26 protein-coding genes are annotated in these 23,396 nt (G+C 71.4%); 17 read left to right on the top strand and 9 right to left on the bottom strand.

Features of this window, described 5'->3' with window-relative positions:
• Positions 1-116 precede the first annotated feature (116 nt).
• Positions 117-1,076 carry an Lrp/AsnC family transcriptional regulator gene (locus tag NX794_RS20735; protein WP_258780106.1) on the bottom strand — a complete coding sequence of 320 codons (960 nt, stop codon included), beginning with the start codon at positions 1,074-1,076 and terminating at the stop codon, positions 117-119.
• A 180-nt stretch (positions 1,077-1,256) separates the two neighbouring features.
• Here NX794_RS20735 and NX794_RS20730 point away from each other — a divergent pair, with 180 nt between their 5' ends.
• The 6 genes from NX794_RS20730 to NX794_RS20705 all read left to right on the top strand — a co-directional run bounded on the left by NX794_RS20730 (position 1,257) and on the right by NX794_RS20705 (position 6,272).
• Positions 1,257-1,802 (top strand): flavin reductase family protein, encoded by a 546-nt coding sequence (locus tag NX794_RS20730; protein ID WP_258780105.1) that lies wholly within the window; start codon positions 1,257-1,259, stop codon positions 1,800-1,802.
• 182 nt (positions 1,803-1,984) lie between these two features.
• Positions 1,985-2,548, top strand: a complete 564-nt coding sequence (locus NX794_RS20725; RefSeq protein WP_258780104.1) for a nucleoside 2-deoxyribosyltransferase — start codon at positions 1,985-1,987, stop codon at positions 2,546-2,548.
• 49 nt (positions 2,549-2,597) lie between these two features.
• Positions 2,598-3,485 carry a beta/alpha barrel domain-containing protein gene (locus tag NX794_RS20720; RefSeq protein ID WP_258780102.1) on the top strand — a complete coding sequence of 296 codons (888 nt, stop codon included), beginning with the start codon at positions 2,598-2,600 and terminating at the stop codon, positions 3,483-3,485.
• Positions 3,482-4,339 carry a creatininase family protein gene (locus NX794_RS20715; RefSeq protein WP_258780100.1) on the top strand — a complete coding sequence of 286 codons (858 nt, stop codon included), beginning with the start codon at positions 3,482-3,484 and terminating at the stop codon, positions 4,337-4,339. The genes NX794_RS20720 and NX794_RS20715 overlap by 4 nt, the downstream gene beginning before the upstream one ends.
• The gene (locus tag NX794_RS20710; RefSeq protein ID WP_258780098.1) at positions 4,336-5,649 is read left to right on the top strand and encodes an NtaA/DmoA family FMN-dependent monooxygenase; all 1,314 of its coding nucleotides are present in this window, start codon (positions 4,336-4,338) and stop codon (positions 5,647-5,649) included. Before NX794_RS20715 ends, NX794_RS20710 begins: the two co-directional genes overlap by 4 nt.
• 11 nt (positions 5,650-5,660) lie before the next feature.
• Positions 5,661-6,272 carry a malonic semialdehyde reductase gene (locus tag NX794_RS20705; protein WP_258780097.1) on the top strand — a complete coding sequence of 204 codons (612 nt, stop codon included), beginning with the start codon at positions 5,661-5,663 and terminating at the stop codon, positions 6,270-6,272.
• Positions 6,273-6,297: 25 nt separating this feature from the next.
• On the opposite strand, the gene NX794_RS20700 is transcribed toward NX794_RS20705, so the two are convergent.
• Positions 6,298-6,681, bottom strand: coding sequence for a winged helix-turn-helix transcriptional regulator (locus NX794_RS20700; protein WP_258780095.1), 384 nt, complete (start codon positions 6,679-6,681; stop codon positions 6,298-6,300).
• An 89-nt stretch (positions 6,682-6,770) separates the two neighbouring features.
• On the opposite strand from NX794_RS20700, the gene NX794_RS20695 reads away from it, so the two are divergent.
• A complete protein-coding gene (locus NX794_RS20695; protein WP_258780093.1) occupies positions 6,771-8,345 on the top strand; it encodes an MFS transporter in 1,575 nt (524 codons plus the stop codon).
• Between the two features lie 53 nt (positions 8,346-8,398).
• Here the strand turns inward: NX794_RS20695 and NX794_RS20690 are convergent, their stop codons facing one another.
• Positions 8,399-8,809, bottom strand: coding sequence for a RidA family protein (locus tag NX794_RS20690; RefSeq protein ID WP_258780091.1), 411 nt, complete (start codon positions 8,807-8,809; stop codon positions 8,399-8,401).
• 77 nt (positions 8,810-8,886) lie between these two features.
• On the opposite strand from NX794_RS20690, the gene NX794_RS20685 reads away from it, so the two are divergent.
• On the top strand, positions 8,887-9,258 hold the full coding sequence (locus NX794_RS20685) for a winged helix-turn-helix transcriptional regulator (protein ID WP_258780090.1): 372 nt from the start codon (positions 8,887-8,889) through the stop codon (positions 9,256-9,258).
• A gap of 32 nt (positions 9,259-9,290) precedes the next feature.
• Here the strand turns inward: NX794_RS20685 and NX794_RS20680 are convergent, their stop codons facing one another.
• The gene (locus NX794_RS20680) at positions 9,291-9,788 is read right to left on the bottom strand and encodes a methylated-DNA--[protein]-cysteine S-methyltransferase (RefSeq protein WP_258780089.1); all 498 of its coding nucleotides are present in this window, start codon (positions 9,786-9,788) and stop codon (positions 9,291-9,293) included.
• Positions 9,789-9,976: 188 nt separating this feature from the next.
• On the opposite strand from NX794_RS20680, the gene NX794_RS20675 reads away from it, so the two are divergent.
• The 4 genes from NX794_RS20675 to NX794_RS20660 all read left to right on the top strand — a co-directional run bounded on the left by NX794_RS20675 (position 9,977) and on the right by NX794_RS20660 (position 12,794).
• Positions 9,977-10,753: an isocitrate lyase/PEP mutase family protein gene (locus NX794_RS20675; RefSeq protein ID WP_258780088.1), complete on the top strand. Its 777-nt coding sequence runs from the start codon at positions 9,977-9,979 to the stop codon at positions 10,751-10,753.
• A gap of 106 nt (positions 10,754-10,859) precedes the next feature.
• Positions 10,860-11,342 carry an RNA polymerase sigma factor gene (locus tag NX794_RS20670; RefSeq protein WP_258780087.1) on the top strand — a complete coding sequence of 161 codons (483 nt, stop codon included), beginning with the start codon at positions 10,860-10,862 and terminating at the stop codon, positions 11,340-11,342.
• Complete coding sequence (locus tag NX794_RS20665) at positions 11,339-11,965, top strand: methylated-DNA--[protein]-cysteine S-methyltransferase (protein ID WP_258780086.1); 627 nt, start codon at positions 11,339-11,341, stop codon at positions 11,963-11,965. The genes NX794_RS20670 and NX794_RS20665 overlap by 4 nt, the downstream gene beginning before the upstream one ends.
• Positions 11,966-12,098: 133 nt before the next feature.
• Positions 12,099-12,794 (top strand): DNA-3-methyladenine glycosylase family protein, encoded by a 696-nt coding sequence (locus NX794_RS20660; RefSeq protein WP_258780085.1) that lies wholly within the window; start codon positions 12,099-12,101, stop codon positions 12,792-12,794.
• 75 nt (positions 12,795-12,869) lie between these two features.
• Here the strand turns inward: NX794_RS20660 and NX794_RS20655 are convergent, their stop codons facing one another.
• Positions 12,870-13,463, bottom strand: coding sequence for a TetR/AcrR family transcriptional regulator (locus NX794_RS20655; RefSeq protein ID WP_258780084.1), 594 nt, complete (start codon positions 13,461-13,463; stop codon positions 12,870-12,872).
• Positions 13,464-13,604: 141 nt separating this feature from the next.
• Between NX794_RS20655 and NX794_RS20650 the strand changes: the two genes are divergently transcribed.
• The 3 genes from NX794_RS20650 to NX794_RS20640 all read left to right on the top strand — a co-directional run bounded on the left by NX794_RS20650 (position 13,605) and on the right by NX794_RS20640 (position 16,707).
• Positions 13,605-14,393 carry an SDR family NAD(P)-dependent oxidoreductase gene (locus tag NX794_RS20650; protein WP_258780083.1) on the top strand — a complete coding sequence of 263 codons (789 nt, stop codon included), beginning with the start codon at positions 13,605-13,607 and terminating at the stop codon, positions 14,391-14,393.
• Positions 14,394-14,453: 60 nt separating this feature from the next.
• Complete coding sequence (locus NX794_RS20645) at positions 14,454-15,080, top strand: hypothetical protein (protein WP_258780082.1); 627 nt, start codon at positions 14,454-14,456, stop codon at positions 15,078-15,080.
• A gap of 61 nt (positions 15,081-15,141) precedes the next feature.
• Positions 15,142-16,707: a phytoene desaturase family protein gene (locus tag NX794_RS20640; protein ID WP_258780081.1), complete on the top strand. Its 1,566-nt coding sequence runs from the start codon at positions 15,142-15,144 to the stop codon at positions 16,705-16,707.
• Between the two features lie 206 nt (positions 16,708-16,913).
• Here the strand turns inward: NX794_RS20640 and NX794_RS20635 are convergent, their stop codons facing one another.
• The 3 genes from NX794_RS20635 to NX794_RS20625 all read right to left on the bottom strand — a co-directional run bounded on the left by NX794_RS20635 (position 16,914) and on the right by NX794_RS20625 (position 20,089).
• Positions 16,914-18,170, bottom strand: a complete 1,257-nt coding sequence (locus NX794_RS20635; RefSeq protein ID WP_258780080.1) for a S53 family peptidase — start codon at positions 18,168-18,170, stop codon at positions 16,914-16,916.
• A 166-nt stretch (positions 18,171-18,336) separates the two neighbouring features.
• Positions 18,337-18,939 (bottom strand): HAD family acid phosphatase, encoded by a 603-nt coding sequence (locus tag NX794_RS20630; RefSeq protein WP_258780079.1) that lies wholly within the window; start codon positions 18,937-18,939, stop codon positions 18,337-18,339.
• A gap of 88 nt (positions 18,940-19,027) precedes the next feature.
• Complete coding sequence (locus NX794_RS20625) at positions 19,028-20,089, bottom strand: S1 family peptidase (RefSeq protein ID WP_258780078.1); 1,062 nt, start codon at positions 20,087-20,089, stop codon at positions 19,028-19,030.
• Positions 20,090-20,460: 371 nt separating this feature from the next.
• Here NX794_RS20625 and NX794_RS20620 point away from each other — a divergent pair, with 371 nt between their 5' ends.
• Positions 20,461-21,393 carry a hypothetical protein gene (locus NX794_RS20620; protein WP_258780077.1) on the top strand — a complete coding sequence of 311 codons (933 nt, stop codon included), beginning with the start codon at positions 20,461-20,463 and terminating at the stop codon, positions 21,391-21,393.
• 124 nt (positions 21,394-21,517) lie between these two features.
• Here NX794_RS20620 and NX794_RS20615 read toward each other — a convergent pair whose 3' ends face one another.
• Positions 21,518-22,501, bottom strand: coding sequence for a helix-turn-helix transcriptional regulator (locus NX794_RS20615; protein WP_258780076.1), 984 nt, complete (start codon positions 22,499-22,501; stop codon positions 21,518-21,520).
• A gap of 352 nt (positions 22,502-22,853) precedes the next feature.
• Between NX794_RS20615 and NX794_RS20610 the strand changes: the two genes are divergently transcribed.
• Positions 22,854-23,318 carry a hypothetical protein gene (locus tag NX794_RS20610; RefSeq protein WP_258780075.1) on the top strand — a complete coding sequence of 155 codons (465 nt, stop codon included), beginning with the start codon at positions 22,854-22,856 and terminating at the stop codon, positions 23,316-23,318.
• Positions 23,319-23,396: the final 78 nt, after the last annotated feature.

The raw sequence follows: 23,396 nt of genomic DNA, 5'->3' as shown, positions 1-23,396 counted from the left end.
ATGAGGGGGGCCGGGACGGAAGGGGGCAGTCGGCGTGGCCAAGAGGGCTCCCGTGGTCGCGGTGGGCGGGCTGAGCGGAAAGGGGGACCTGGAAGGAGAGGAACCGGCAGAAGGACTCAGCAGTGCGGGGCGTCCGGGCCGGACCCGAACCCGTAGGCGCGGGTGACGAGCGCCGTGTCCAGGTCGAGGAGGTCCTCGGCCGGCCCGAGGAGTTCGACGAGGAAGCCGTACACGTCCGCCTCGCGCGGCAGACACACCTCGGCCAGCAGGTTGTACGCCCCGGTGACGGCGGTGCAGGAGTACACGTCCCGGTGTCCGGCCAGGGCCGTGCTCACCTTCTCCACGCCGCCCGGACGGACCTTCAGCCGCAGCAACGCCCGTGCCGGGCGGCCGAGTCGGGCCGGGTCCACCACGGTGCGCAGCCGCAGCGCCCGGCGCTCCAGCAGCGACGCGACCCGGCGGCCGGCCGTGGCCGTGGAGAAGCCCAGCTCCCTGGCCAGTTCGGTCAGCGAGATCCGGGCGTTGTCCCGGAGCAGGGTGGCGACCCGCTGGTCGGTGGGCGTGGGGTCGTCCCGGTCGGCGAGGACGGGCAGGGGCCGGACCAGGCTGGCCCGCACGAGCTTCTCCTCCTCGTCGGTGAGCACCGGGGCGTACCACTCGGCACCCGTCTTGAACGGCCGCAGGGTGACGCACACATCGAGCACCTCCGCGTCGGGGAGGTCCGGGACACCCTCGGCCAGGGCATGCAGCAACGGCTGGGTCGGTACCACGAGTTCGCACCACAGCAGACCCGCCGCACCGCTCACCGAGGCGACGCCGAGGGCCCTCTCGCGCCGGGCCAACGCGTCACCGACGGCTTCCAGACAACCGGGCCGGGCCTTCAGCCGTAGCCACGCCGTGCGGCCCAGCCGGCAGCGCGCCCGGTCGTACTCCGCCGTGAAGCGGACGATTCCGAGGGCCGTCAGGCGCTGGAGTCTGCGGGCCACCGAGCGTTCGTGTTCACCGAGGATGCGTCCGGCCTCCGCCACCCCGGCCCGGGGGTTGATCTGGAGGGCAGCGACGATCCGCTGGTCCATCACATCGAGTATGTCGGAATCATTCATCAGGACCCTATGATGGCAGGATCTTTATCAAGCAGGGAAGGGGTGTTGTCGCAACCAATCACATGCGACAGACTGTTGTGTTGTCACCAACCGTGACGCGTAGTGGGCTGCTTGTATCCGCACAGGCCGAACAGGCCGAGAGGACAGCACGTGTTGGGCGAGAGCACCTCCGCAGCAGTAGACAACCCCGTCACCTCCCGTCAGTTCCGCGCCGTACTGGGTCAGTTCTGTACCGGCGTCACCGTGGTCACCGGAATGGGGGCCACCGGAATGGGGGCCATCGGCATAGGGGCCGAGGCGCCGATGGGCTTCACGTGTCAGGCCTTCTCCTCCCTGTCGCTCGACCCGCCCCGCGTCGTCCTGTGCGTCAGCCGTGACTCGGTCAGCTGGCCGTCCATAAGCGCCGGCGCGTTCTTCTGCGTCAACGTCCTGGCCGAGCGACAGGGGGCGCTCAGCGACCGGTTCGCCCGGTCCGGCGGCGAGAAGTTCCGTGGCGTCGACTGGGAGCTGTCCCCCGACGGCGCGCCCCGGCTCGCCGGAGCGTGCGCGTGGATCGACTGCCGGGTGCACACCGAGCACGACGGCGGCGACCACCTGGTGGTCATCGGAGAGGTGCGCCGCCTGGCCGTACCGGCCGACGACCGCGCGCCCCTGCTGTACCACCGCGGCCGCTACGCGCGGCTCGACGCGGCCCCCTGAACTCCGACTCCCGTACAAGCATGTGCCGTTGAGGTGGTCAACGGCCCGTGTGCGTCCGCTGAGCAGCCGACGCCGGGAGGCTTCCCACTCCCTCTCACCCCTGCCGGGCCGTCCGCACGTGGCTCAGGCGTCCCGCAGTCCTGGCCGCAGGGCTGTCGCACCCCCCAACAGGAGCAGCACACATGGCAGAGAACATCGCCGTCGACGCGCCCGCACCCGTCGACGGCGCCCTGACCGGCCTCGACGTGTTCGTGGGCGGTCCGATCCAACACGCCATCCTCAGCACCGGGTTCGCCGGAGGTTTACAGGCCGCCATCACCGTGGCGATCGGCACGGTGACCCAGTACGGAGCCAACGTCTTCTCGGCGCACGTCGTGGAGAAGTTCGGCGAGCAGACGGCGGCCTTCACCCCGGAACAGGTCTCGGTGCGCGACTTCCGCTGGATGAGGAAGTGCGACGTCTTCGTCCCCGTCCTGCCGCTGCTGGACGACGGCACCCTGCGCCGCACCGACGGCACCCATGTCGAACTGGGCTGGGCCACCGCGTTCGGCCGTCCCGTGGTGATGATCACCAAGCAGCCCTTCGTCGAGTCCGCCAGCCATCTGCTCAAGGGCCTGTACCGCGTGGGCGCCGTCCAGGTCATCGACTTCGACGCCTTCACGCAGCGGCCCTCCCTGCTGGTCGACGCCGTCCTCGCGGCCACCGAACGGCAGCGCGAGGCCATCGTCGCCGGCCTCGTGGCCTGACCCGCCCAGCGCCCCAACCAACCGCCGGACGGAGTGAGAAGTGCCCGACATGGCCGTACTGGGCCTGCCGATCGCCAACCCCGTGATCGTGGGATCCGGGTTGCTGACCGACCAGGAACGCAACATCCGCCGCCTGCTCGAAAAGGGAGCCGGCGCCGTGGTCACCAAGACCATCCACCCCAGCCCGCCGACCGGACTCGACGAACGCATCCTGCGCCTGCCCGTCGGCATGCTGAACAGCACCACGTACTCCAAACGCCCCGTCGACCACTGGCTGGGAGTGCTGCGGTCGTTCGCCGAGGAGGGCCTGCCCGTCATCGCCTCCGTGCACGCCGACAGTCCCGCCGAACTCGCCGCCCTCGCCGCGGACATCGAGGGCACCGGCTGCCGGGCGCTGGAGCTGGGCATCTCCTGCCTCAACGAGGAGGACGGCCTGGACGACGACAACCCCGACCGGGTGTACGCCTACACCGCCGAGACCCGCGGCCGTACCCATGTCCCGCTCGCCGTGAAACTGGCCATCGGCGAGGGACTGCACGACCGGGTCCGCGCGGCCATCGCCGGCGGGGCGGACGCCGTCACCGTCAGCGACACCATCCCCGGGGCCGCCGTGGCACCGGGCACCGGCGACCTCGAACTGGGCGGCGTCTACGGCTACTCGGGCCCCGGCATCAAGCCGCTGGTGCTGGCCGCCATCTGGCAACTGCGCCGACGCGGCTTCGTCCTGCCGATCCTGGCCAGCGGCGGCGTCACCGGCGGCCGGGACGTGGCCGACTACCTCGCCGTCGGCGCGAACGCGGTGCAGGTCTACACGGCCCTGCACACCGACATGTACGACACCCTCCAGCGCGTCCTCACCGAGACCCGGGACATCACGGACCCGGCCGACCGCACCCCGGCACCCACCGACCCCACACCGGAGGAGGCACCGGCATGACGCGCGATGACCGCACCGGCACGACGGCCGGCGAACACCCCGGCCCCCTTCGGCTGACCGACCTCACCAGCACGCAGGTCACCGACGCCGTGCGCGGCAGGACGGTGGTGTGGCCCGTCGGCGCCGTCGAACAGCACGGACCGCATCTGCCGCTCTCCGTCGACCTGTTGCTCGCCGAGGCGTTCGCCGACGGGATCGCCCGCGAGCTGGACGCCTTCACCCTGCCCGCGCTGCCCATCGGTGCCCGCTCGCTCCCGCAGAGCGGCGGCGGCCTGTACTTCCCGGGCACCGTGCACCTGACCGGCGGCACCCTGATCGCCTTCCTGCGCGAGACGCTCACCTCCCTGGTCCAACTGCCCATGAGCCGCCTGGTCGTGGTCAACGGGCACTACGAGAACGAGCCGTTCCTCTTCGAGGCGCTGGACCAGGTGCGCGGGCAGGGCCTGCTGGACAGCACCGAGGTGTTCGCCTTCAGCTGGTGGAGCCTCGTCCGCGACACCTGGACCGACGCCGAGATCACCGCCTTCCCCGGCTGGCACGCCGAGCACGCCGGTGTGACCGAGACCAGCCTGATGCTGCACCTGCGACCGGACCTGGTCACCGACGAACGCCCGGGCCACGACCGTCCGCCCCGGGCCGGCGTGTACCTGCACCCCGTCGACGTCGGGCAGATCAGCAACCGCGGCATCCTCTCGTCCACCGCGGGATCCAGCGCCGCCCTGGGCGAGAAGCTGCTGCGCCATGTCGTCGACGAGGCGGTCGCCCTGGTCCGCGAGGGCGAGGGACTGCTCTTCGCGCAGACCCGCCCCGACCGCCGTACCCGCACCACCCAGCCCGGAGGGAAGCGCCCGTGACCCGGAAGTTCCACCTCGCCTTCATCTTCAACTTCACCCCCGACGACTGGCAGGGCCCCTTCGGTACCGGCGGCTCCCCGTGGGACGGCCGGTTCCACACCGAGGTCGCCCAGGCCCTCGAACGCGCCTGCTTCGACTACGTGATCGTCGAGGACAAGCTGATGGTCCCGGAGAGCTACGGCGGCACCTCCGAAGCCGCGCTCAAGCAGGCCATGGTGGTCCCCAAGCACGACCCCGTGCCGCTCGCCGTCGCGATGGGGCTCGCCACCACCCGACTCGGCATCGTGGCCACGCTGTCCACCCTGGCCTACCCGCCGTTCATGACCGCCCGGCTCTCCTCCACCATGGACAGCATGCTCGGCGGACGGTTCGGCTGGAACATCGTCACCAGCGCCGAGGACCTCGCCGCGCAGAACTTCGGCATGGAGAAGCTGCCGCCGCGGGACGTCCGGTACGCCATGGCCGACGAATACGTGGACGTCGTCAAGCAGTTGTTCGCGTCCTGGGACCCGGACGCGGTCGTCCTGGACCGCGAGAACGGTGTCTACGCCGACCACACCAAGGTGCGCCCGATCCACTTCCGGGGCAAGCACTTCAGCGTGCGCGGCCCCCTCAACACCGTCCCGTCGCCCCAGCACCGGCCCGCGTTCGTACAGGCCGGCGCCTCACCGCGGGGCCGGGCGTTCGCGGCGCGCAACGCCGACTCCGTCATCGCCATCGCCGGCGGCCCGCAGAACATGCGGGAGTTCCGCGAGGACGTACGACGCCGGGCTGCCGAGTATGGCCGCGACCCCGACTCCGTCAAGGTGCTGTTCTGCGTCACGCCGACGCTCGGCGAGACCGAACAGGACGCCCGCGACAAGCAGGCCCGCATGGTCTCCTCCCCGCAGTTCATCCAGGACATCCTGGCCCAGGTGTCGGCGCTCACCGAGATCGACTTCGCCCGGTTCGACCTGGACAAGCCGCTGCCGCACGAGCTGACCACCAACGGCGAGCAGGGCACCCTGGACAAGTTCCAGCAGTGGGGGAGCGGCAAGAGCTTGCGCGAACTCGTCATCGACGGGGCCGGCGGACTCGTCTCCTCCATCGACCTGGTCGGCACACCGGACCAGGTCGCCGAGCAGATGGGCGAGGCGATGGAGGAGGCCGGCGGCGACGGATTCATGATCACCACCCCGCTGCTCCGCCTCAACCGGCGCTACATCGCCGAGGTCGCCGACGGCCTGGTCCCGGCACTCCAGCGGCGCGGACTGACCCGCGACGCCTACACACCGGGCAACACCCTGCGGCAGAACCTCGCGGAATTCTGACCGGCCCCGCGATGCCGACCCCCACCACGCACCCGCTGGCCCTCGACCCGGCGGCCCAGGACCTGCTCTTCCGGCAGGCCCGCACGGCCGACCGGTTCACCGACGAACCGGTCCCCGACGAGGTGGTCCGGGCCGTCCACGAACTGGTGCGCCACGGCCCGACCGCGTTCAACCAGCAGCCGCTACGACTGCTCATGCTGCGCTCCGCCACGAGCCGGGCCAGGCTCGCGCCCCACCTCTCCCGGGGCAACCGGGAGAAGACCCTGCGCGCGCCGCTCACCGCACTCCTCGCGGTGGACACCCGGTTCCACCAGAAACTCCCGGAGCTTTTCCCGGCCTATCCCGGAGCGGCGGAACTCTACGCCGCCGACGCGGAACTGCGCGAACACTCCGCACTGCTGAACGGCGCGCTCCAGGCGGCGTATTTCCTCATCGGGATACGCGCGGCCGGGCTGGCCGCCGGGCCCATGAGCGGATTCGACGAGAAGGGCGTCGAGCGGGAGTTCTTCCCGGACGGCGCTCTGCGCGCCCTGCTCGTCGTGAACATCGGCAGACCCGCCGGCCCCCCGTCCCGGCCGCGCGGCCCCCGGCTGCCGTACGACGAGGTCTGCACGACGCTGTGACGGTCGCGGACCGTCCGGCCCCGCCCTATCGACCCCGGGGCCGCGAGCCGGACGGCCCATCGTCGGAGGGGCCTGGCCCGCCCACCTGCTCGCGATACCACTGCCCCCATTTGTCCAGCTCATCGGTGATGGCGTCCAGGCTGTGGCCGATCTCCGTGAGGGTGTAGTCGACCCGCGGCGGCACCTCCCGGTACACCGTGCGCGACACCAGCCCGTCCTCCTCCAGCTCACGGAGCTGACGCGTCAGCATCCGCTGGGTGACGCCGGGCAGGGCCCGCCGCAGTTCGCCGAACCGGTGCGTGCCGGACACCAGCTGCTTCAGAATGGCCAGTTTCCAGCGGCCTCCCAGAATCTCCATCGCGAACTCGACGGCGCACTGATCAGGTGAATCCTCGACCTTGGAACGCACCGCTGACCTCCATCGGTATACCGAATGGCACTAGGACACAGAAATGACCGTACTTGCGGCCCGAGTTGATACCTCCGGAAACTGAGAATATGTCACCCGAAGAAGCACCGGCGGCGCCGCGCACGCTCGACGGAACGGCACGGCCGGCCAAGTCGGAGGAAGCGGCCCGCGTCCACCGCAGGCGCTGGCTGGTGCTCGCCGTGGTCTCCGGCAGCCTGCTGCTGTGCGGCACCGACCTCACGGTGCTGCATGTCGCCGTCCCCCGGATGAGCCAGGAGTTGCAGCCGTCGCCCGCCGAGCTGCTGTGGATCGTCGACGTCTACTCCCTCACGCTCGCCGCGCTGCTGGTGACCTGCGGCACCCTGGGCGACCGGATCGGCCGGCGGCGCATGGTGCTCAGCGGGTTCTTCACCTTCGGGCTCGCCTCCACGGCCTGCGCCTTCGCCGCGACCACCGGACAGCTGATCGCGGCACGCGCAGCGCTCGGCGTCGGCGCCGCCATGATCATGGCGTCCACGGTGGCGATCATCCGGGTCGTCTTCAGCGACGACCGGGAGCGGGCCGTCGCCATCGGCATCTGGACCGCCGCGCACAGCGTCGGCGCGACGATCGGCCCTCTCGTCGGCGGCCTCGTCACCGAGAGATGGGGCTGGGGCGCGGTCTTCCTGATCAACGTGCCCGTCATCGTCGTCATCCTGGCCGTCGGCGCCCGGGTCATCCCCGAGTCCCGCAACCCGCTCCCGCGCCGCTGGGACGTGGCGAGCGTGGCGCTGTCCGTCACCGGCCTGGCCGCTGTGGTCTACGCCCTCAAGCAGGCCGGCGAACACGCGGGCGTCAACGCCGTCATCCTCGGCTGCGCGGCCGTCGGCGCCCTGCTGCTGTACGTGTTCGTCCGCCGCCAGCGCCGTATCCCCGAGCCCCTGCTGGACTTCTCCCTCTTCCGTGAACGCCGGTTCACCACCGCCACCCTGTGCGTGATCGGCTGCTTCGGCAGCTACGTCGCCCTGCTGTTCTTCCTGACCCAGTGGCTCCAGCAGGTCGGCGGGTACTCCCCGCTGCGCGCCGGGCTCGCCCTCATGCCGCTGGCCGGCGCCAACGCGGTCGGCGCGGTGACGGCGCCCTGGGCCGCGAACCGCTGGGGCAACCGCTGGTCGCTCACGGCAGCCCTCGCCCTGTTCGCCGCCGCCATGGCCGCCATCGCCGTCACCGGGGACACCGGCCACTACGCGGTCCTGCTCGCCCCGCTCGTCTGCGCGGGCTACGGCGCGGGCATCGTGATGACCCTGGGCGCCGACTCCATCATGAGCGCCGCCCAGCCCGAGCGGTCCGGCGAGGCCGCCGCCATCCAGGAGACGTCCTTCGAACTCGGCGCGGGACTCGGCGTGGCCGTCCTCGGCACCGTCCTGACCGCCGCGTACCGCACGGGCCTGCCCGCCGTCGCCGACCTCGACCACGGCGACCGGGCCAGGGCCGCGCAGTCCTTCGCGGCGATGGAGGGGCTGATCCCCCACCTCCCGGACCGCACCGCCGACGCCCTCCTCCGCGCCGGACAGCACGCCTACGACCGGGGCTTCACCGCCGTCACCGCCATCGCCGCGATCGGCCTCGCCGGCACGGCCCTGCTGGCGGCACTGCTGCTGCGCCCGCGCGCCACGGAGAAGTGAGCGGTTGCCCCCTGCCCGCCGACCGACGACAGCCGGGAGGCGCGCCCCGCAGGTCAGCCGAGCAGTGCGGTCGCCTCGACTTCCACGAGCACGTCCGGCTCGAAGAGGTACTCGACGCCGATGAGAGAGGCCGGCGGCATGGGGAGCGGGAGCCCGATCTCGTCGGCGACGGCCTCCACGCCGGCCATCAGGTCGCCGATCTTCTCCGGGCTCCACCGGGTCACGTAGAACGTCAGACGCAGCACGTCCCCGAAGGACGCGCCCGCCCCCGCGAGCCCCAGGGAGGTGTTGCGCAGTGCCTGGGCGACCTGCCCGGCCAGATCGCCGGGCGCGACCGGAGTCCCGTCGGCCCGGCGCGCGATCTGCCCGCTGACGTGGACGTGTGTCGTACCGGTGCCGACGGCCACGTGGTGGTACGGAACCGGGTGCGGCATGCCTTCCGGCGTGAAGTGCTGGACAGCCATGAGTGGTCTCCCTCAGTGGTAGGTATCCGTAAGCTACTTAGTGGAAGAAGGACACTTCAACGAGACCAGGTTTCACCATGGATACCGAGGGCGGACACCTCATCGGCCACCCGCACCGCGAACTGCTCGACCAGGTTCTCGACAAATGGTCGTTCAGCGTTCTCAGCGAGCTGTGCGAACGCCCCTGCCGCTTCAACGAGTTGCGCCGAGCCATCCCGCGGGTCACGCAGAAGTCGCTGACCGCGACACTCCGGCGACTCGAACGGAACGGCGTGATCGAGCGCGAGGTCGTCTCCACGCGCCCGGTGGCGGTCAGGTATCGCATGACGCCCCTGGGCAAGACCCTGCGGCCTCCCGTCGACGTGTTGCTGGCGTGGGCCGCGGAGCACATGCCCGCCGTCACGCGCGCCCGTGAGGCCTTCGACATGCGGGAGGAAGCGGGCGGCTGAGGTCCCGCGTGCACGGCCGGGACCGGGGCGGGTCAGAACAGGCGGGCGTCCGCCTCCGGAGCGGGCTCCTCCAGCCCGAGCAGGTAGCGCTTGCGCTCCAGCCCTCCCGCATAGCCCCGCAGGCTCCCGTCGGCGGCGATCACCCGGTGGCAGGGCACGACGACGCAGATCGGGTTCCTCGCGTTGGCCGCACCGACGGCCTGGGCCAAGCCCGGGTCGCCGAGTTCCCCGGCCAGGTCCCCGTACGAACGGGTCTCGCCGTAGGGGATCTCGGCGAGCAGGTCCCACACCTTGCGCTGGAAGGCGTTGCCTTGCGGGGCGAGGGGCAGGTCGAACTCGGCGCGCCGGCCGGCGAAGTACTCGCCGAGCTGCCGGCGCACCTCGTCGAAGCCCTCGGCCGTGCGTGTCCCGAGGGAGTCGGCCGCAGGGCCGCCCTTGTGGTCCTCGAAGTACAGGCCGACCAGCGAGCCCCCGTCGGCGACGGCGGTGAGCTGCCCTACCGGCGACTCGATCAGGGTGTGCGTGCGCATGTTCTTCCTCCTGGGTTCCCGCGGCCCCTCAAGATCACGGGGGTCTGTCGCGCGTCCATGGAGTAGACGCGTCGGCGCGGTGGAATGTGAGGTCCGCGGAGACGGCTCTCGACACCTGCGGGAGTTCGACGGGAACCGTGCGGCAGTATGTGTCCGCCGAACGGTCCCCGCGGAGAGAGACAGAGGCCATGACGTTCAGCGACCTCCACCACGGAGGAAGGCTTCCCCTCCTGCTCCCCAACGCCTGGGACGTCGCCTCGGCCCTCGCCTTCGCCGCGGCGGGGTTCCCCGCCATCGGAACGACCAGCTTCGGCGTCGCGGCGGCCGGCGGCAGCCCCGACGGAGGCCGCACGTCCAGGGCGGCGACCCGCGACCTGGTGCAGCGGCTCGCCCCCCTGCCCGTCTACATCTCCGCCGACATCGAGGACGGGTACGACGACGACCCGCGCCGGGTCGCGGACCACGCCGCCGGCCTGGGCGCCGACGGCGTCAACATCGAGGACAGCTCCGGCGAGGAACTCGTCGCCCCCGACCTGTACGCGGCCAAGGTCGCGGCCATCAAGGACCGGGCGCCCGCGCTCTTCGTCAACGCGCGCGTGGACACCTACTGGCTGGGCCGGCAGGCCACGGTGGAGGCGACCCTCGACCGGGCCCGCGCCTACGTCGCCGCCGGCGCCGACGGCGTCTTCGTCCCGGGCGCCACCGACCCCGACGTCATCCGGGCGCTGGCCGACGGCATCAACGCCCCGCTCAACGTCCTCGCCCACCCCGCACTCACCCTCGAAGAACTCGCCGGGCTGGGGGTGAGGCGCGTCAGCACCGGGTCCCTGCCGTACCGCGCCGCCATCGACGCCGCCGTGCGGGCCGCCACGGACGTCCGCGACGGCGGGACCCCGCCGGCCGCGACGCCGTACCCCGAGATGCAGCAGCGCCTGGTCCGCTTCGCCGGGGCACCCTGCGACTGACGGCCGTGGCCCCCGCCCATCGACCGGAGAGGGCCTACGGGCCTCCCTCACCCGTCCCCTCGGAAACCGGACCTCACATCTCCCGCGACCGGAGCGTCTACCTGTTGTGAGCAAGCCGCCGTTCGAACGCGTCGTAGCCGAGCACGGTCCCACCGTGTACCGAGTCGTCCGCGCTGTGACGCATGCCCATGACGCGGAGGACGCCTGGTCGGAGACGTTCCTCGCGGCCGTGCGCGCCTACCCGGACCTCCCGGCGGACGCCAACGTGGAGGCCTGGCTGGTGACCATCGCCCACCGCAAGGCCATCGACGTGGCGCGGGGCAACGCCCGCAGGCCCGCGCCGGTAGCCGCCCTGCCCGACGCCCCGACCGGCACGGGCCGGCCCGAGGACGCCGACCCCGACCTGTGGCGCGCGCTGAAGGCCCTGCCGGAGAAGCAGCGACACGCGGTGGCCTACCACTACCTGGGGGGCCTGCCCTACAAGGACATCGCCCAGATCACCGGCGTCACGGCCGCCGCCGCGCGCAGGGCGGCGGCGGACGGCATCCGCAACCTGCGCCGCTCTTACGCAGAGGAGATGGGAAAGTGACCACGACGCACCCGCCCGATCCGGACGGCACCGGGCTCGATCTGGCCGTGCCGTGGCCTGACGAGGCCCTGATGGGGCGACTGTACGCGCGCCTGGGACGGGAGGCCGAGGCAACCGGCGTCCTGGACATCGCCTACGGGACCCTGGACACGCCGGTCGGCTCGCTCCTGCTCGCGGCGACCGAGCGCGGCGTCATCAGGGTCGCCTTCGCGGCGCAGGACCACGAGGCCGCCCTCCAGCAGCTCTCCGACAAGGTGAGCCCGCGCATCCTTCAGGCCCCCGCACGGCTCGACGTCGTCAGCCGGCAGCTCGACGAGTACTTCGACGGCCGGCGGCACACCTTCGACGTCCCTCTAGACTGGACGCTGGCCAGCGGATTCCGCCGAACCGCCCTGGACCGCCTGTACGACATCGGCTACGGACACACCGCCACCTACGCGGAGCTGGCGGCCGCCGCCGGCAGCCCCCGGGCGGTACGGGCCGCGGGTACCGCGTGTGCCACCAATCCGCTGCCCCTCGTCGTGCCGTGCCACCGCGTCGTGCGCGCGGACGGCTCCATCGGCCGGTACGCCGGGGGTGTCGACGCCAAGCGCTACCTGCTCGGCATGGAGTCCTCGACCTGACGCCGCACGACGTGACCGCCCCGGCGGCGCCGGCCCGTCGGGATAGCCTGAGGTCGAGGACCGTTCGCCGGGCGTCGAACCCCTGCGCCGACGCGGCCGGGCGCTGTCCCGAGGTCCGGGCGAGGAGGCGGGTGTGCCGGGCAGGTACCAGCGTGAGTACGAGCAGTTGGCCTCCGCGGAGCCGGTTCTCGCGGAGCTGGTCGAGAGGTACGGACGGCCCGACCCCTACGTGTGGTTCGACGGAGGGCGGACCGGATCAAGCCTGTTCGCCGCCATGCTGCTGCACCTGGTCGGCCAGCGGATCTCCGCCGCCGCCGCGTTCACGGTGTACGACAGGATCGCGGCCGAGCTTCGGGGCGTGCCGGACCCGGAAGGCGTCCTGTCCCTGGGGGCCCGGCGCCTTCGCGCCCTCGGCCTGTCGGACGCCAAGGCGCGGTACGTCCTCGACCTGGCCCGTCAGCAGGCGACCGGGACAGTGGACCTCGGCTCCCTGGCGGCCTTGGACGATGCCGGAGTCGTCGACGTGCTGACCACCGTCGAGGGCGTGGGCCGCTGGTCGGCGCAGGCCTTCCTGATGCGGCAGTTGCGTCGCCCGGACGTGCTCCCGGCAGAGGACAGGGGCATCCGTGAGGCCATCCGCCGGCAATGGGACTTGGACCGCCTGCCGACGGTGGGGGAGACGCGCGGGAGGTCGTCTCCCTGGACGCCGTACCGGAGCTTCGCGTCGGCGCTGCTGTGGAAGTCGCTGTACCCGCCCGGCGAGGCCTCGGACCCGAAGGAGCGGGCGCTCATCCGCCTCGGGAGCCACCGGCCCACCTCCCACGCCTGACCGGCACCGAGCCCCTGCCCGCTGCTCCCCCTGCGCACCTTGGGGCCGTCCGGCACCAGGAGGGCGCGGCAACGGTCAGCGGGGGACGCGCAGCCCTGTCAGCAGGACCTCCAGCATCAGATCCGTGGCCTCGTCCACCGGGGTGTCGTCGAGCAGTCCGCCCACCGCGAGGGCGGCCAGGCCGTGCACGGCGGAGAAGGCGACCTGCGCCAGGCGGACGGGATCGCCGGGACGGACGACTCCCGCCTGCTGCGCCTCGGCGAGCAGGCCGGCGGCGATCTCCAGGCTCAGGTGACCGAGTCGCTGGAGTTCCTCACCCGGGTCCTCCTCGTGTTTGGCCGCGAACATCAGTCCCAGCAGAGCGGCCCGCTCGGTCGCGAAGCGCACATAGACCCGGCCGAGTTCCCCCAGCCGCTCCTCCACGGAGCCCGAGGTGCCGGCCGCCGCGCGCATGCGCCGGTTGAGATCGGTGAACCCGGTGACCACCAGTGCGTCGAGCACGGCCTGGCGGTCCCGGAAGTGGCGGGTGGGGGCGGCGTGGCTGACCCCGAGGTCGCGGGCCAGACCACGCAGGGAGAGTCCGGCGACGCCGCTCCGCGCCAGCACGACCTCGGCCTGCTCCAGCAGGGCGGACCGCAGATTGCCGTGGTGGTAGGAGCCTTCGGCCATGGTGCTCTCCTCGCTATCTCTTCGTCGCTGCGCAATCTTGTCAGCTCACTCCTCGATCTTGTCAGTTGACTACAATGATGGCACGCGCCTACATTGCGGGGGTCGTCGCAGCCCGGACCCGACGGAAGCGGAGTGCCGCCGATGCCCATCTCTTACCAGGGGACCCGCGCCCTCATCACCGGCGCCAGCTCAGGCCTCGGCGCGGAGTTCGCCCGCCAGTGGGCCGAGCGAGGTGCCGACGTCGTACTCGTCGCCCGGCGCCTCGACCGGCTGGAAGCGCTGGCCGCCGAACTGGAGAAGCGGTACGGCGGCACCGCCACGCCGGTCGCCGCGGACCTCGCCCGCCCGGGAGCCGGCGCCGTGCTGCGTAAGGAGCTGAACGGCCGGGGCATCACGGTGCAGACACTGATCAACAACGCGGGCTTCGGCAGCCACGGGTCCTTCGCGGAGCAGGACCCGGATCACATCGCACGGATGATCCAGCTCAATGTCGGCGCGGTCGCCGACCTCACCCGGGCGTTCCTCCCGCAGCTGACCGCCGACGGCCGCGGCGCCCTCGTGACGGTGGCGAGCACGGCCGCGTACCAGCCCACTCCGGCCATGGCCGTCTACGGCGCCACCAAGGCCTTCGTCCTGAGCCTGACCGAGGCGATCGCCTACGAGACCCGCGGATCGGCCCTGCGGGTACTGGCGGTGTCCCCGGGCCCGGTCGCCACCGAGTTCTTCGACGTCGTGGGCACCCGCGACGCGGTCGTCGGACGCGTCGCCACAGCCGCCCAGGTGGTCACGGCGGCGCGGCGGGCCCTGGAGCGACGCAACACGCCGGCCAGCATCGTCGCCGGGCTCGGCAACCGGCTGTCCGCCCGCGCGGCGCAACTCGCGCCGCGGCGCCTCGCGCTGGCCACCACAGGACGCGCGCTCAAGGCCTGACCAGGCGCGGCACACCCGGCCCCCCTGCCCACGCGGGCACGACCGCATACGAGGGAGACGATGACCGACGACGCCCGAGCAGCGCTTGCACACCTGCGCGACGCCGATCAGTTCAAGTGGTACGTGATCCCGCTCCTGCTGCTGGTGCTGTACGCGTACGCCACCGAAGCGCAGCGCAGGAACTGGGACGTGCTGTTCGCCGGGCTCGCCCTGTGGGGCATGGACTGGTTCAACGAGACATGGAACGCGCTCGTCTTCCACTTCACCGGGCGCGCACCGGTCTGGGGCGCCCGGGGGAGCACGGCCTACCAGATACTCATCGGCCTGAACATAGAGATCTGCTTCATGTTCGCCGTCATGGGCATCGTCGCGGCGAAGTTCCTGCCACCGCGCGAGACCCGGATCCTGGGGCTGCCGAACCGGCCCGTCCTGGTCGTCCTGAACTCCGCCGCCGCGGTGGGCGTCGAGATCCTGCTGAACAGGGCCGGTGTGCTCACCTGGGACTGGGACTGGTGGTCGGCCGACTTCCCGCTGCTGATCCTCCTCATCGGCTACGCCCCCTTCTTCGTCGCCTGCTTCGCCGTCCACGACCTGCCCAGGGTGCGCACGAAGGCCCTCGCGGTGGGCGCCATCCTCGGTGTCGACGTCCTCGCCCTCGCCGTGTGCGGGGCCCTGGGCTGGCTGTGAGCGGCGGCCGGGGCCGGGTCGGCGTGTGTCGATCAGGGTGTACCTCGTGCTAGCAAGAGACATGCCTCGTGAAGCAGCGCTCTCCAAGGACGTCTACGACGTCGTCATCGTCGGTGGCGGTCACAACGGTCTGGTCGCCGCCTCCTACCTGGCCCGCGCGGGACGCTCCGTGCTCCTGCTCGAACGGCTCGACACCACCGGCGGTGCCGCGGTGTCGTCCCGGGCCTTCTCCGGAGTGGACGCGCGCCTGTCGCGCTACTCCTACCTGGTGTCCCTGCTCCCACCGAAGATCGTGGACGACCTGGGACTGCGCTTCCAGGTACGCAAGCGGTCCATCTCGTCCTACACCCCGGCCGAGCGCGCCGGCCGGTGCACCGGCCTGCTGGTCGGCGGCGGCGAGGAGCGCACCCGCGCCGCCTTCCGGGACTTCACCGGGTCCGACGCCGAGTACACCGCCTGGCGGGACTTCTACGGCACGACCGGGCAGGTCGCCAAGCGGGTGTTCCCGACCCTCACCGAGCCGCTGCCGACCCGTGAGGAACTGCGCGCCCGGATCGGCGACGACGCCGCCTGGCGGATGCTGTTCGAGGAGCCCCTCGGAGTCGCCATCGAGGACCGCTTCACGGACGACGTGGTCCGCGGTGTCGTCCTCACCGACGGTCTCATCGGCACCTTCGCCGACGCCCACGACGCGGACCTGGCCCAGAACATCTGCTTCCTCTACCACGTCATCGGTGGCGGAACGGGCGACTGGGACGTGCCGGTCGGCGGCATGGGCGCCCTCACGACCGAACTGGCCCGGGTGGCACGGGAAGCGGGCACCGAGATCGTCACCGGCCACGAGGTCGTCCGTATCCAGCCCGACGAGAGCCTCTCCCTCGTCACCCACGACGACGGGTACGGCGAGGCCACCGTCGGCGCCCGCAAGGTCCTGGTGAACGCCTCACCCGAGGCCCTGGCCGGCATGCTCGGCGACACCGTCGACAACCCCGCCGAGGGCGCCCAGCTCAAGGTCAACATGCTGCTGCGCCGCCTGCCCCGGCTGCGGGACACCTCCGTGGACCCCAGGGAGGCGTTCTCGGGCACGTTCCACATCTCCGAGGGGTACGGGCAGTTGCGGCGCGCCTACCGGGAGGCGGCCGGCGGCCGGCTGCCGTCCGCGCCGCCGTCGGAGATCTACTGCCACTCGCTGACCGACCCGTCCATCCTCGGCCCCGAACTCGCCGCCCAGGGCTACCAGACCCTGACGATGTTCGGCCTGCACACCCCGGCCCGCCTGTTCGTCGAGGACAACGCGGCGGCCCGGGACGCCCTGACCAAGGCGGCCCTGGCCGAACTCGACTCGGTGCTGGACGAGCCGATCGCCGACTGCCTCGCCCTCGACGAGGACGGCCGCCCCTGCGTCGAGGCCAAGTCGCCCATCGACCTGGAGAACGACCTGCGGCTGCCGGGAGGCCATATCTTCCACCGCGCGCTGGCCTTCCCCTTCGCGGGCGAGACCACGGGCCGGTGGGGCGTGGAGACCGCCTACCCCAACGTGCTGCTGTGCGGAGCCGGCGCCGTACGCGGCGGCGGTGTCAGCGGCATCCCCGGTCACAACGCGGCGATGGCCGTCCTGGAGGGGTGAACCCCGCGATGGCGGTCCACCCGTCCCGTACGGAGCCCGCCTTCCGCTGAGGGATCGCGAGTGGGCCGCCTTGCCCTCCCGTCGAGCCGCGGGGCCGGCCCGGCCGCGCGTCCTCCTGCCCCGAGCGGAGTCCCGGTCGGACGCCCCGCACCTCAGGGCCCCTGGCCGCCTCGTACGCCCGGGGCCCTGAAGAGAGGTGGCCACGATCAGCCGTGGAAGGCACCCGTACCGTTCGGGGTGCCGAGCCCGGTGGGACCGTCGTAGCCGGGCTGAGCGGTGCAGAAGTAGGCCGGAGAGCAACTGCCGTTGTTCCCGGCCGTGACGTCATGGAGATCGGCCGGGTCGGTGTAGGGGAAGGAAGCGGGATTCGAGCCGGGTGAAGGCGTCCCCGCGTCCGCGTAGACGCCGGCTATGACCGGAGTGGACGCGCTCGTCCCGCCGTAGATGCCCCAACCGCCGCTCTGGTAGCTGTCGTAGACGGCCACGCCATCGGCGGGATCGGCCGTGGCCGCGACATCGGCGGTCATGCGTTGGGCGCAACCGGTGTCCTTCTGCCAGGCGGGCTTCGGTTCGAACGCGGAACATCCCGAACAGGTGCCCTCGTTGGACTTGCTGTTCCATACGGTCTCGCTCCAGCCCCGCTCACCGGACGACCTGACCAGCGAGGTGCCGCCGACCGAGGTGACGTACGGCGAGCTGGAGGGATAGCCCATCCCCCAGGCGTAGTTCCAGTCACCGGTGCCGGCGACGACCGCGACACCTGGGTGGTCGTAGTACTGCCTGTCGTAGGTCGGATCGGACGAGGACTCCTTGAAGATGTAGCTGTTGGAGACGAACTTGGCTCCGAGCGTCACGGACTCGTTGACGGCCTTGCCCATCTCGGTCATGGTGCCCTTCGACGCCTCGACGAAGAGGATCCTGGCCCGGGGCGCGACGGCGGAGACCAGGTCCAGGTCGAGGGAATCCTCGGCCCCTTGGTTGGCACTGGCCCGGGACGGCAGGGGGCTGGTGCGTCCGGAGGAGTTGACCTTCTGGAAGCAGCCGTTGGACGTGGTGCAGGAGGGCAGGCCGTACTGCCTGCGGTAGGTCGCGAGGTCTTTCTCGGCGTCGGGGTCGTCGTAGGCGTCGATGACCGCGATCGTCTGACCCGCACCGCCGTCCGTCGGCAAGTGATAGGCGCTTTGCAGGTCAGAGGGCCCGTATCCGGAGGGTGCGGCGCCGGCGGTGACGCCGAAGGCCGCGATCCGCTCGTGCGGCTTGTCGACCTTCAGAACGTCGCAGGAGGCGACAGCGACCGTGGGCGCGGCACACAGCCGGTGCCAGTCGAGTGCCGGTGCGGTGGGAAGGGAATGGGGTGTGCCGGCCTGGGCCTGCCCGGTGAGGGTGAGAGCGGCGACCGTCAGGACGCCTGCCGCGCAGGCAGGGAGTGTGAGCGTCCTCGGCTTGCGAACGTGCTGGTGCATCAGGTTTCCCCTTCGAGGGAGAGGAGCGATGTGCGGAGGAGACGCGGCGGAGGGCGTGGACGAGGTGTGGCGTGCGAGCGGCGCACCGGGCGGTGGAGCCGGTTACGGCGACGTGGTCGGGTGACAGGTCGTCCGACGGGCAGGCGCGGCCCCGCCCCGCCCGGTTTCAGCTCAGGGCACCGTCGTAGTCGGGGATTTTGAACCCTTGCTCGTAGTGGCCGCCCTGGAAGTCCGTCGACCGGTTGCCCACATTGGCGACCAGGGTGAAGCCCTGGCTCTCGTACTGCTTGCGGCAACCGAGCTTGACAGTGGCCTTGTCCGGGTGGCCGCTCTCGGGTTTCAGGCACAGTCCGTCGACGGTGTATCCCGCGGACCGCAGCTGTCGGGTGGTGGAGGCGCGGCTGCCGGCGTCGCGGTAGGAGGCGAACAGGATCGCGGCGCCGTGCTGGTGTGCGTACCGGGTGGCGCCCAGGATCGCCTGGACCGGTTTGCCGGGCTCGTAGTGGGTGGCAAGCGAGGTGTTGTCGATGTCCAGGACGACGGCGAGGCGGTCGCTGCTCCGGGCGCCGGCGAGGCGCTGGTCGAGGTAGTTCCCCAGCGACGAGGCGACAGGGGAGACGTCCGAGAGCCACTGGCTTTCGCTGGGTGCGCCGTCGGCGGCCACTTGGGAGGCCGACGACGCCCAGGCCGGCGCCGTCGTCGGCGTCGTCGCGATGGCGGCCGCGCAGACCAGAAGACCGGTGAGCGCTGTTCGCTTGGTGAAGAGCATGAAAGGTCCTTCGGCTGTGAGATGGCTGGGGGCGGCTGGGGGAGAGGCCGGGTGTGCCCGCTGCGCGTCAACCGGTCGGTGAGAGAGGTCAGTAGACCTCGACGCCGTAGCGCTGGAGGGCCTCGGTGACCGGCTGGTAGTAGGAGACGCCGCCCGAACCGCAGGACAGGTTGCCGCCGGAGGTGATGCCGTAGGCGGTCGTGCCGGAGAACAGGGGACCGCCGCTGTCTCCCTTCTGGGAGCACGCGTTCGTCTTGATCAGACCGCTCACGCTGCCTTGGGCGTAGTTGACGGTGGCGTTGAGCGCCGTGACCCTGCCGGTGCTCACGCCCGTCGTGGAGCCGCTGTGGGTGACGCTCTGGCCGACCAGGGGAGTGGCCGCCGAGGTGATGTCCTGGAACCTGCCGTTGCCCAGGGACACATCGCCAGGGGGTGTGGAACTGGTCGAGTACCGCACCAGCGCGTAGTCGTTGCCCGGGAAGCTGGACTCCGCGGTGGTGCCGATCGGGTGCTGCTTGGGCTTGTCGGAATACCAGGTGGCGGCGTCGTTGCCGCAGTGGCCCGCGTCCAGGAAGTAGTAGCCGGAGCCCTTCTTGACGTTGAATCCCAGCGTGCAGCGGTACGAGCCGAAGTAGACCGGGTCACCCCCGCTGACGGTGGGAGCGAAGCGTCCCGGGACGTGCTCGATCCGCACCGCCTTGCCCAGGGCTCTGACGACTCGGGTGAGCACCGCCAGCCGGGCGCCGGTGAGGGTGGCGTCGGCGGACACGACGACCTGGTCGGATCGCGGATCGATCGCCCACGCGGTGCCGGGTATGCGGGCGTTGCCGGCGAGCGCGGCGACGGCCGCGTCGAGTCGCGAGCCGCTGCGGCGCACGATCCTGGGCACGGCTCCGCGTTCGCGCACCTGCGTGGCAGAGGCGGAGTCGGTCACCGTGACAACCAGGCGTCCGTGGTCCAGGTAGGAACCGGCACTGTGTGTCCGGCCGAGGGCCCCTTCGACCTCGGCCACCAGAGCGGAGACACGGGAGGCTTCCACCGACTTGGCGGCGGATCCGGCGGCCTGCGCCGGGGGCAGAGCCAGGGTGCTCATGATCGCGGCCGTCGAGATGGCCGGCAGCAGCGTCCACCGGTGAGTGAAGACGTTCACGGGATTACTCCAGGGGGGAGGCGATGACGGAGCGTGGGGGGACGGCCGGCCGATGCGCGGGGACCTGTCATCGGTGGACGGGGACGCACGGCGGCCGATTCCAGGACGGGAAGAAGAGACCGTGTCGGCCGGCCGATCCTGGTGCTTCCCTGACGCCGAGCACGACTGTGGCCCCCGAAACCGTGCCCGCGCAAGACATGGCAAGCCGACGGTTTTCTACGACTGAAGCGACAACTGTCGACGTCGCAGGCAGGCTTCGTACGGGGGCCACCGCACGGTTGCCCTTCTGTCCGGCCGCCCCGGGGGCGGTCGGATCCCGGGCGTGGTCCATCATGCTCGGAGCCGGAGACCACCGATCGACGGGGGAACCGATGTCCCAGCAGACGACACCTGGCCCGGACGATTTCGCCCGTACGCTGAAAACCGGGCTGCAGCGGAGCGGCTTGTCACTGAACCGTGTCACGACCCGCCTGGCCGACCGCGGCATCTCCCTCAGCGTCGCGACGCTGAGTTGCTGGCAGCGTGGTCGACGCCGTCCGGAGCAGGCGGCTTCCCTGAGGGCCGTGGAGGAGCTTGAACCCATTCTCGGCCTGGCTCCCGGAACCCTGACCACCGTGCTCAGTCCCGCTCCGCCGCGGGGGGCCGGACTGCTCACGCCGGCCGATCCGACCACCATGCGCCGCCTTCTGGGAACCGGTTCGCCGGCCGAACTGGCCCTGGGGAAACCGGTCGAGCGACTGAACGAGGACCTGCGGCCGATCGGCATCCGCGATGTGGTCCACCTCGATGAGCAAGGGCGCGTGAGCAGGCTCGCCGTCACCCATGTCATGCGTGCGGTGCGCAGCGGCGTCGACCGGATGACCGGAGTCTTCCAACTCGACGAGGGCCAGGACCCCGGCGGCGGCATCGTCGTGCGTTCCGGGGGACTCGCGGCGTCTTCCTTCGCACCCCGTTCCCACTGCCTCGTCGTGGAATTCACGTTCGGGCGGACCCTGGCCCGAGGCGAGACCTCGATCATCGAGTACGAGATGCCGATGGGAGGAGCCGGCGCACCGGCCGCCCACTGCCAGGAACGCGTGGTCAAAGCCCGCCTGCGGGACCTTGTGATGCAGATCCGCTTCCACCCCGAGGCCGTGCCCACACACTGCTCGGTCCACTACCGCCGTCGACTGGGCGCGGAACCCGAGAAGATCCGTCGCATTCCTGTCGACGACTTCCAGCAGACCCATATGGTCGTCAGCGACGCGACGCCGGGCGTCCACGGCATCTCGTGGGTCTGGCCGGCGGATTTCCGGGGGCCGTGACCGACGCGTACAGCGGTTCGGCACTCCGGGTAGGCCGATTCCGGCTCGGTACGGCCCCTCGCGGGTCGTCCTCGGAGCCCTCGGTGCGGGTCGCCTCCGCCGGCCGGCCCGGTCGGCGTTCGGTTCAGATCCACCCGTTCCGGACGGCGTACAGTGCGAGCTGGAACCGGCTGCTGGTCCCGGCCTGGTGGTTGAGCTGCTCCAGGTTGCGGGAGAGCGTACGCCGGCTGATCCCGAGCAACTGGGCGACGGTGTCATCGCTGACGCCGGTACCGAGCAGCTCCAGTATCCGCAGGTGCAGCGGGCGCAGCGAGAGCGGTACCCGGTCGCCGACGTGCATCGGGTACGCCGCCCGCCAGGCGGCTTCGAAGAGCCCGGCGAGGGCGGACAACAGGCTGGAGGGGCGTACCACGAGGAGGGAGTCGTTGACCTCGGCTTCGACGAAGGACATCGACACGATGGCCAGGCGACGGTCGAACACCGTCAGTTTCACCGGCACCGTCGGCAGTACCCGGGCGTGCTCGCCCGCCGCTATGCAGGGCTGGATGTTGGACGCGTAGTAAGAGCGGTTCTGCACGGCGGATTTCGAGTAGACGACCCGGTACTCCACGCCGCGTGCCAGATTGTCCAGCTCGGTCGGATTGGCGCCCGCCGGGATGTGGTAAGGCGGTGAGTCGAACCGCAGCACCTGGGAGTCCGCCGTACCCTCCACACGCAGGATCCTGTCGGCGATACGGGGGCCCGTGATCACCTCGACGAGATCCTCGGTGGACTGCGGGGACACCGAACGCCGGTAATCCCGATACGCGTTGACGGCCGAGGCGTGGGCCAGCTCCAGCTCCGCGGCCCTGGTGTGGGTGAGGTGGTCCCACGCGATGGTCGGGTCCACCGGCACAGCGCTCACGCCGTCGGACCCGAGCGCCGAAGCCAGTCCGACTTCGATGAGACGGCCGACGCATCGTGCCGTTTCCCCGGATGGCCGGCCGAGGTGCTCGGCCAGGGCGAGGGGACTGGTCAGACCGGTGCGGAGCATGGCCAGATAGGTCCCGGCTTCCTCGGGGGTCAGGCCGAGCAGGGTCAGATGCCCGGCCAGGTCGTCGTCGCCCATGAAGGCCCCCTCACGTCGGCGCGGAGGCGCACGCGGGAAAGCGGGGAGGGGTGCGTCTCCGGTGAATCGAGGCCGAGATACTGGCACGCCCGGACCCTCGCCGCAAAGGGCCCGGTGGCGGTGATCTCCGGCCGAGGCAGCGCGGGACCGCGGTTTCGCTCTCGACTGGCCAGTTCTGGCAACTGGCGACGCCTGGCCACCCGGTGTGCCCGCGCGGGTGTACACATGCGGAGCCGGCCCCCTGCTCGCGGACCAGAGCCCTCCCCTTTCTGGAGCCGATGTGATGTCCCTTGCCCGCATACCGGTTCCGGCCGTCCCTTCCGCGGCCGTTCTCACCACCTCCCCTGTGCCGGTGCCCCACGCCACGCCGGATCTCGCACCCGTCCGTGTCCGCGGTGGCGCCGATCCCTCGGCCGCCCACCACCTCGTGACGCTCAGGCACACGAAGTCGTCCGTCACCTCCGTACGCGACAATGCCGCCCGGATCATCCACGCCCTCGGCGCGCGCATCCGCCACAGCGACGCGACGCTGACGCACGGCTACGCCGCCGGGACGACCGCCAGGCAGGCCCGTCGGATCGGAGGCCGATCCGAACGTGGCCCCCGTGGAAGTGGAACAGGACGCGGAGATCCACGGCTCCGCCCCCGGGCACACCCGCCGTCCCGGGGCCCGGATCGCATCGACCAGCGGGACCCGCTCCTCGACCACCGCCCCAGCTACGTCGCCACGACGAGCGGCAGCGCGCCGTGCGGCATCGCCACCGCCGGCGTCCTCTTCGAGGCCCAGGTCGGCGACCCCGACCTCACCCGGAGCTGACTCCCGCCACCCCTGCCACTCTCGCCGCCCGCCGTGGACGGAGAAACAAGCGCGCCCCCCACGGCGACCCATCCCTTC

Origin of the sequence: Streptomyces pyxinicus (assembly GCF_024753135.1) — a bacterium.
In the GTDB taxonomy this organism is placed as follows: Bacteria; Actinomycetota; Actinomycetes; order Streptomycetales; family Streptomycetaceae; genus Streptomyces; species Streptomyces pyxinicus.
The sequence above is the reverse complement of the archived record's forward strand: the minus strand, read 5'-3'. Positions and strand labels throughout refer to the sequence as shown.

Excerpts from the sequence above, each read along its gene's own strand:
- NX794_RS20655 (WP_258780084.1), bottom strand. The coding sequence starts at position 13,463 with ATGGCCGAAGGCTCCTACCACCACGGCAATCTGCGGTCCGCCCTGCTG.
- NX794_RS20735 (WP_258780106.1), bottom strand. The coding sequence starts at position 1,076 with ATGGACCAGCGGATCGTCGCTGCCCTCCAGATCAACCCCCGGGCCGGG.
- NX794_RS20715 (WP_258780100.1), top strand. The coding sequence starts at position 3,482 with ATGACGCGCGATGACCGCACCGGCACGACGGCCGGCGAACACCCCGGC.
- NX794_RS20705 (WP_258780097.1), top strand. The coding sequence starts at position 5,661 with ATGCCGACCCCCACCACGCACCCGCTGGCCCTCGACCCGGCGGCCCAG.
- NX794_RS20680 (WP_258780089.1), bottom strand. The coding sequence starts at position 9,788 with ATGCGCACGCACACCCTGATCGAGTCGCCGGTAGGGCAGCTCACCGCC.
- NX794_RS20675 (WP_258780088.1), top strand. The coding sequence starts at position 9,977 with ATGACGTTCAGCGACCTCCACCACGGAGGAAGGCTTCCCCTCCTGCTC.
- NX794_RS20725 (WP_258780104.1), top strand. The coding sequence starts at position 1,985 with ATGGCAGAGAACATCGCCGTCGACGCGCCCGCACCCGTCGACGGCGCC.
- NX794_RS20630 (WP_258780079.1), bottom strand. The coding sequence starts at position 18,939 with ATGCTCTTCACCAAGCGAACAGCGCTCACCGGTCTTCTGGTCTGCGCG.
- NX794_RS20720 (WP_258780102.1), top strand. The coding sequence starts at position 2,598 with ATGGCCGTACTGGGCCTGCCGATCGCCAACCCCGTGATCGTGGGATCC.
- NX794_RS20650 (WP_258780083.1), top strand. The coding sequence starts at position 13,605 with ATGCCCATCTCTTACCAGGGGACCCGCGCCCTCATCACCGGCGCCAGC.
- NX794_RS20690 (WP_258780091.1), bottom strand. The coding sequence starts at position 8,809 with ATGGCTGTCCAGCACTTCACGCCGGAAGGCATGCCGCACCCGGTTCCG.
- NX794_RS20635 (WP_258780080.1), bottom strand. The coding sequence starts at position 18,170 with ATGCACCAGCACGTTCGCAAGCCGAGGACGCTCACACTCCCTGCCTGC.
- NX794_RS20615 (WP_258780076.1), bottom strand. The coding sequence starts at position 22,501 with ATGGGCGACGACGACCTGGCCGGGCATCTGACCCTGCTCGGCCTGACC.
- NX794_RS20695 (WP_258780093.1), top strand. The coding sequence starts at position 6,771 with ATGTCACCCGAAGAAGCACCGGCGGCGCCGCGCACGCTCGACGGAACG.
- NX794_RS20640 (WP_258780081.1), top strand. The coding sequence starts at position 15,142 with ATGCCTCGTGAAGCAGCGCTCTCCAAGGACGTCTACGACGTCGTCATC.
- NX794_RS20620 (WP_258780077.1), top strand. The coding sequence starts at position 20,461 with ATGTCCCAGCAGACGACACCTGGCCCGGACGATTTCGCCCGTACGCTG.
- NX794_RS20685 (WP_258780090.1), top strand. The coding sequence starts at position 8,887 with ATGGATACCGAGGGCGGACACCTCATCGGCCACCCGCACCGCGAACTG.
- NX794_RS20645 (WP_258780082.1), top strand. The coding sequence starts at position 14,454 with ATGACCGACGACGCCCGAGCAGCGCTTGCACACCTGCGCGACGCCGAT.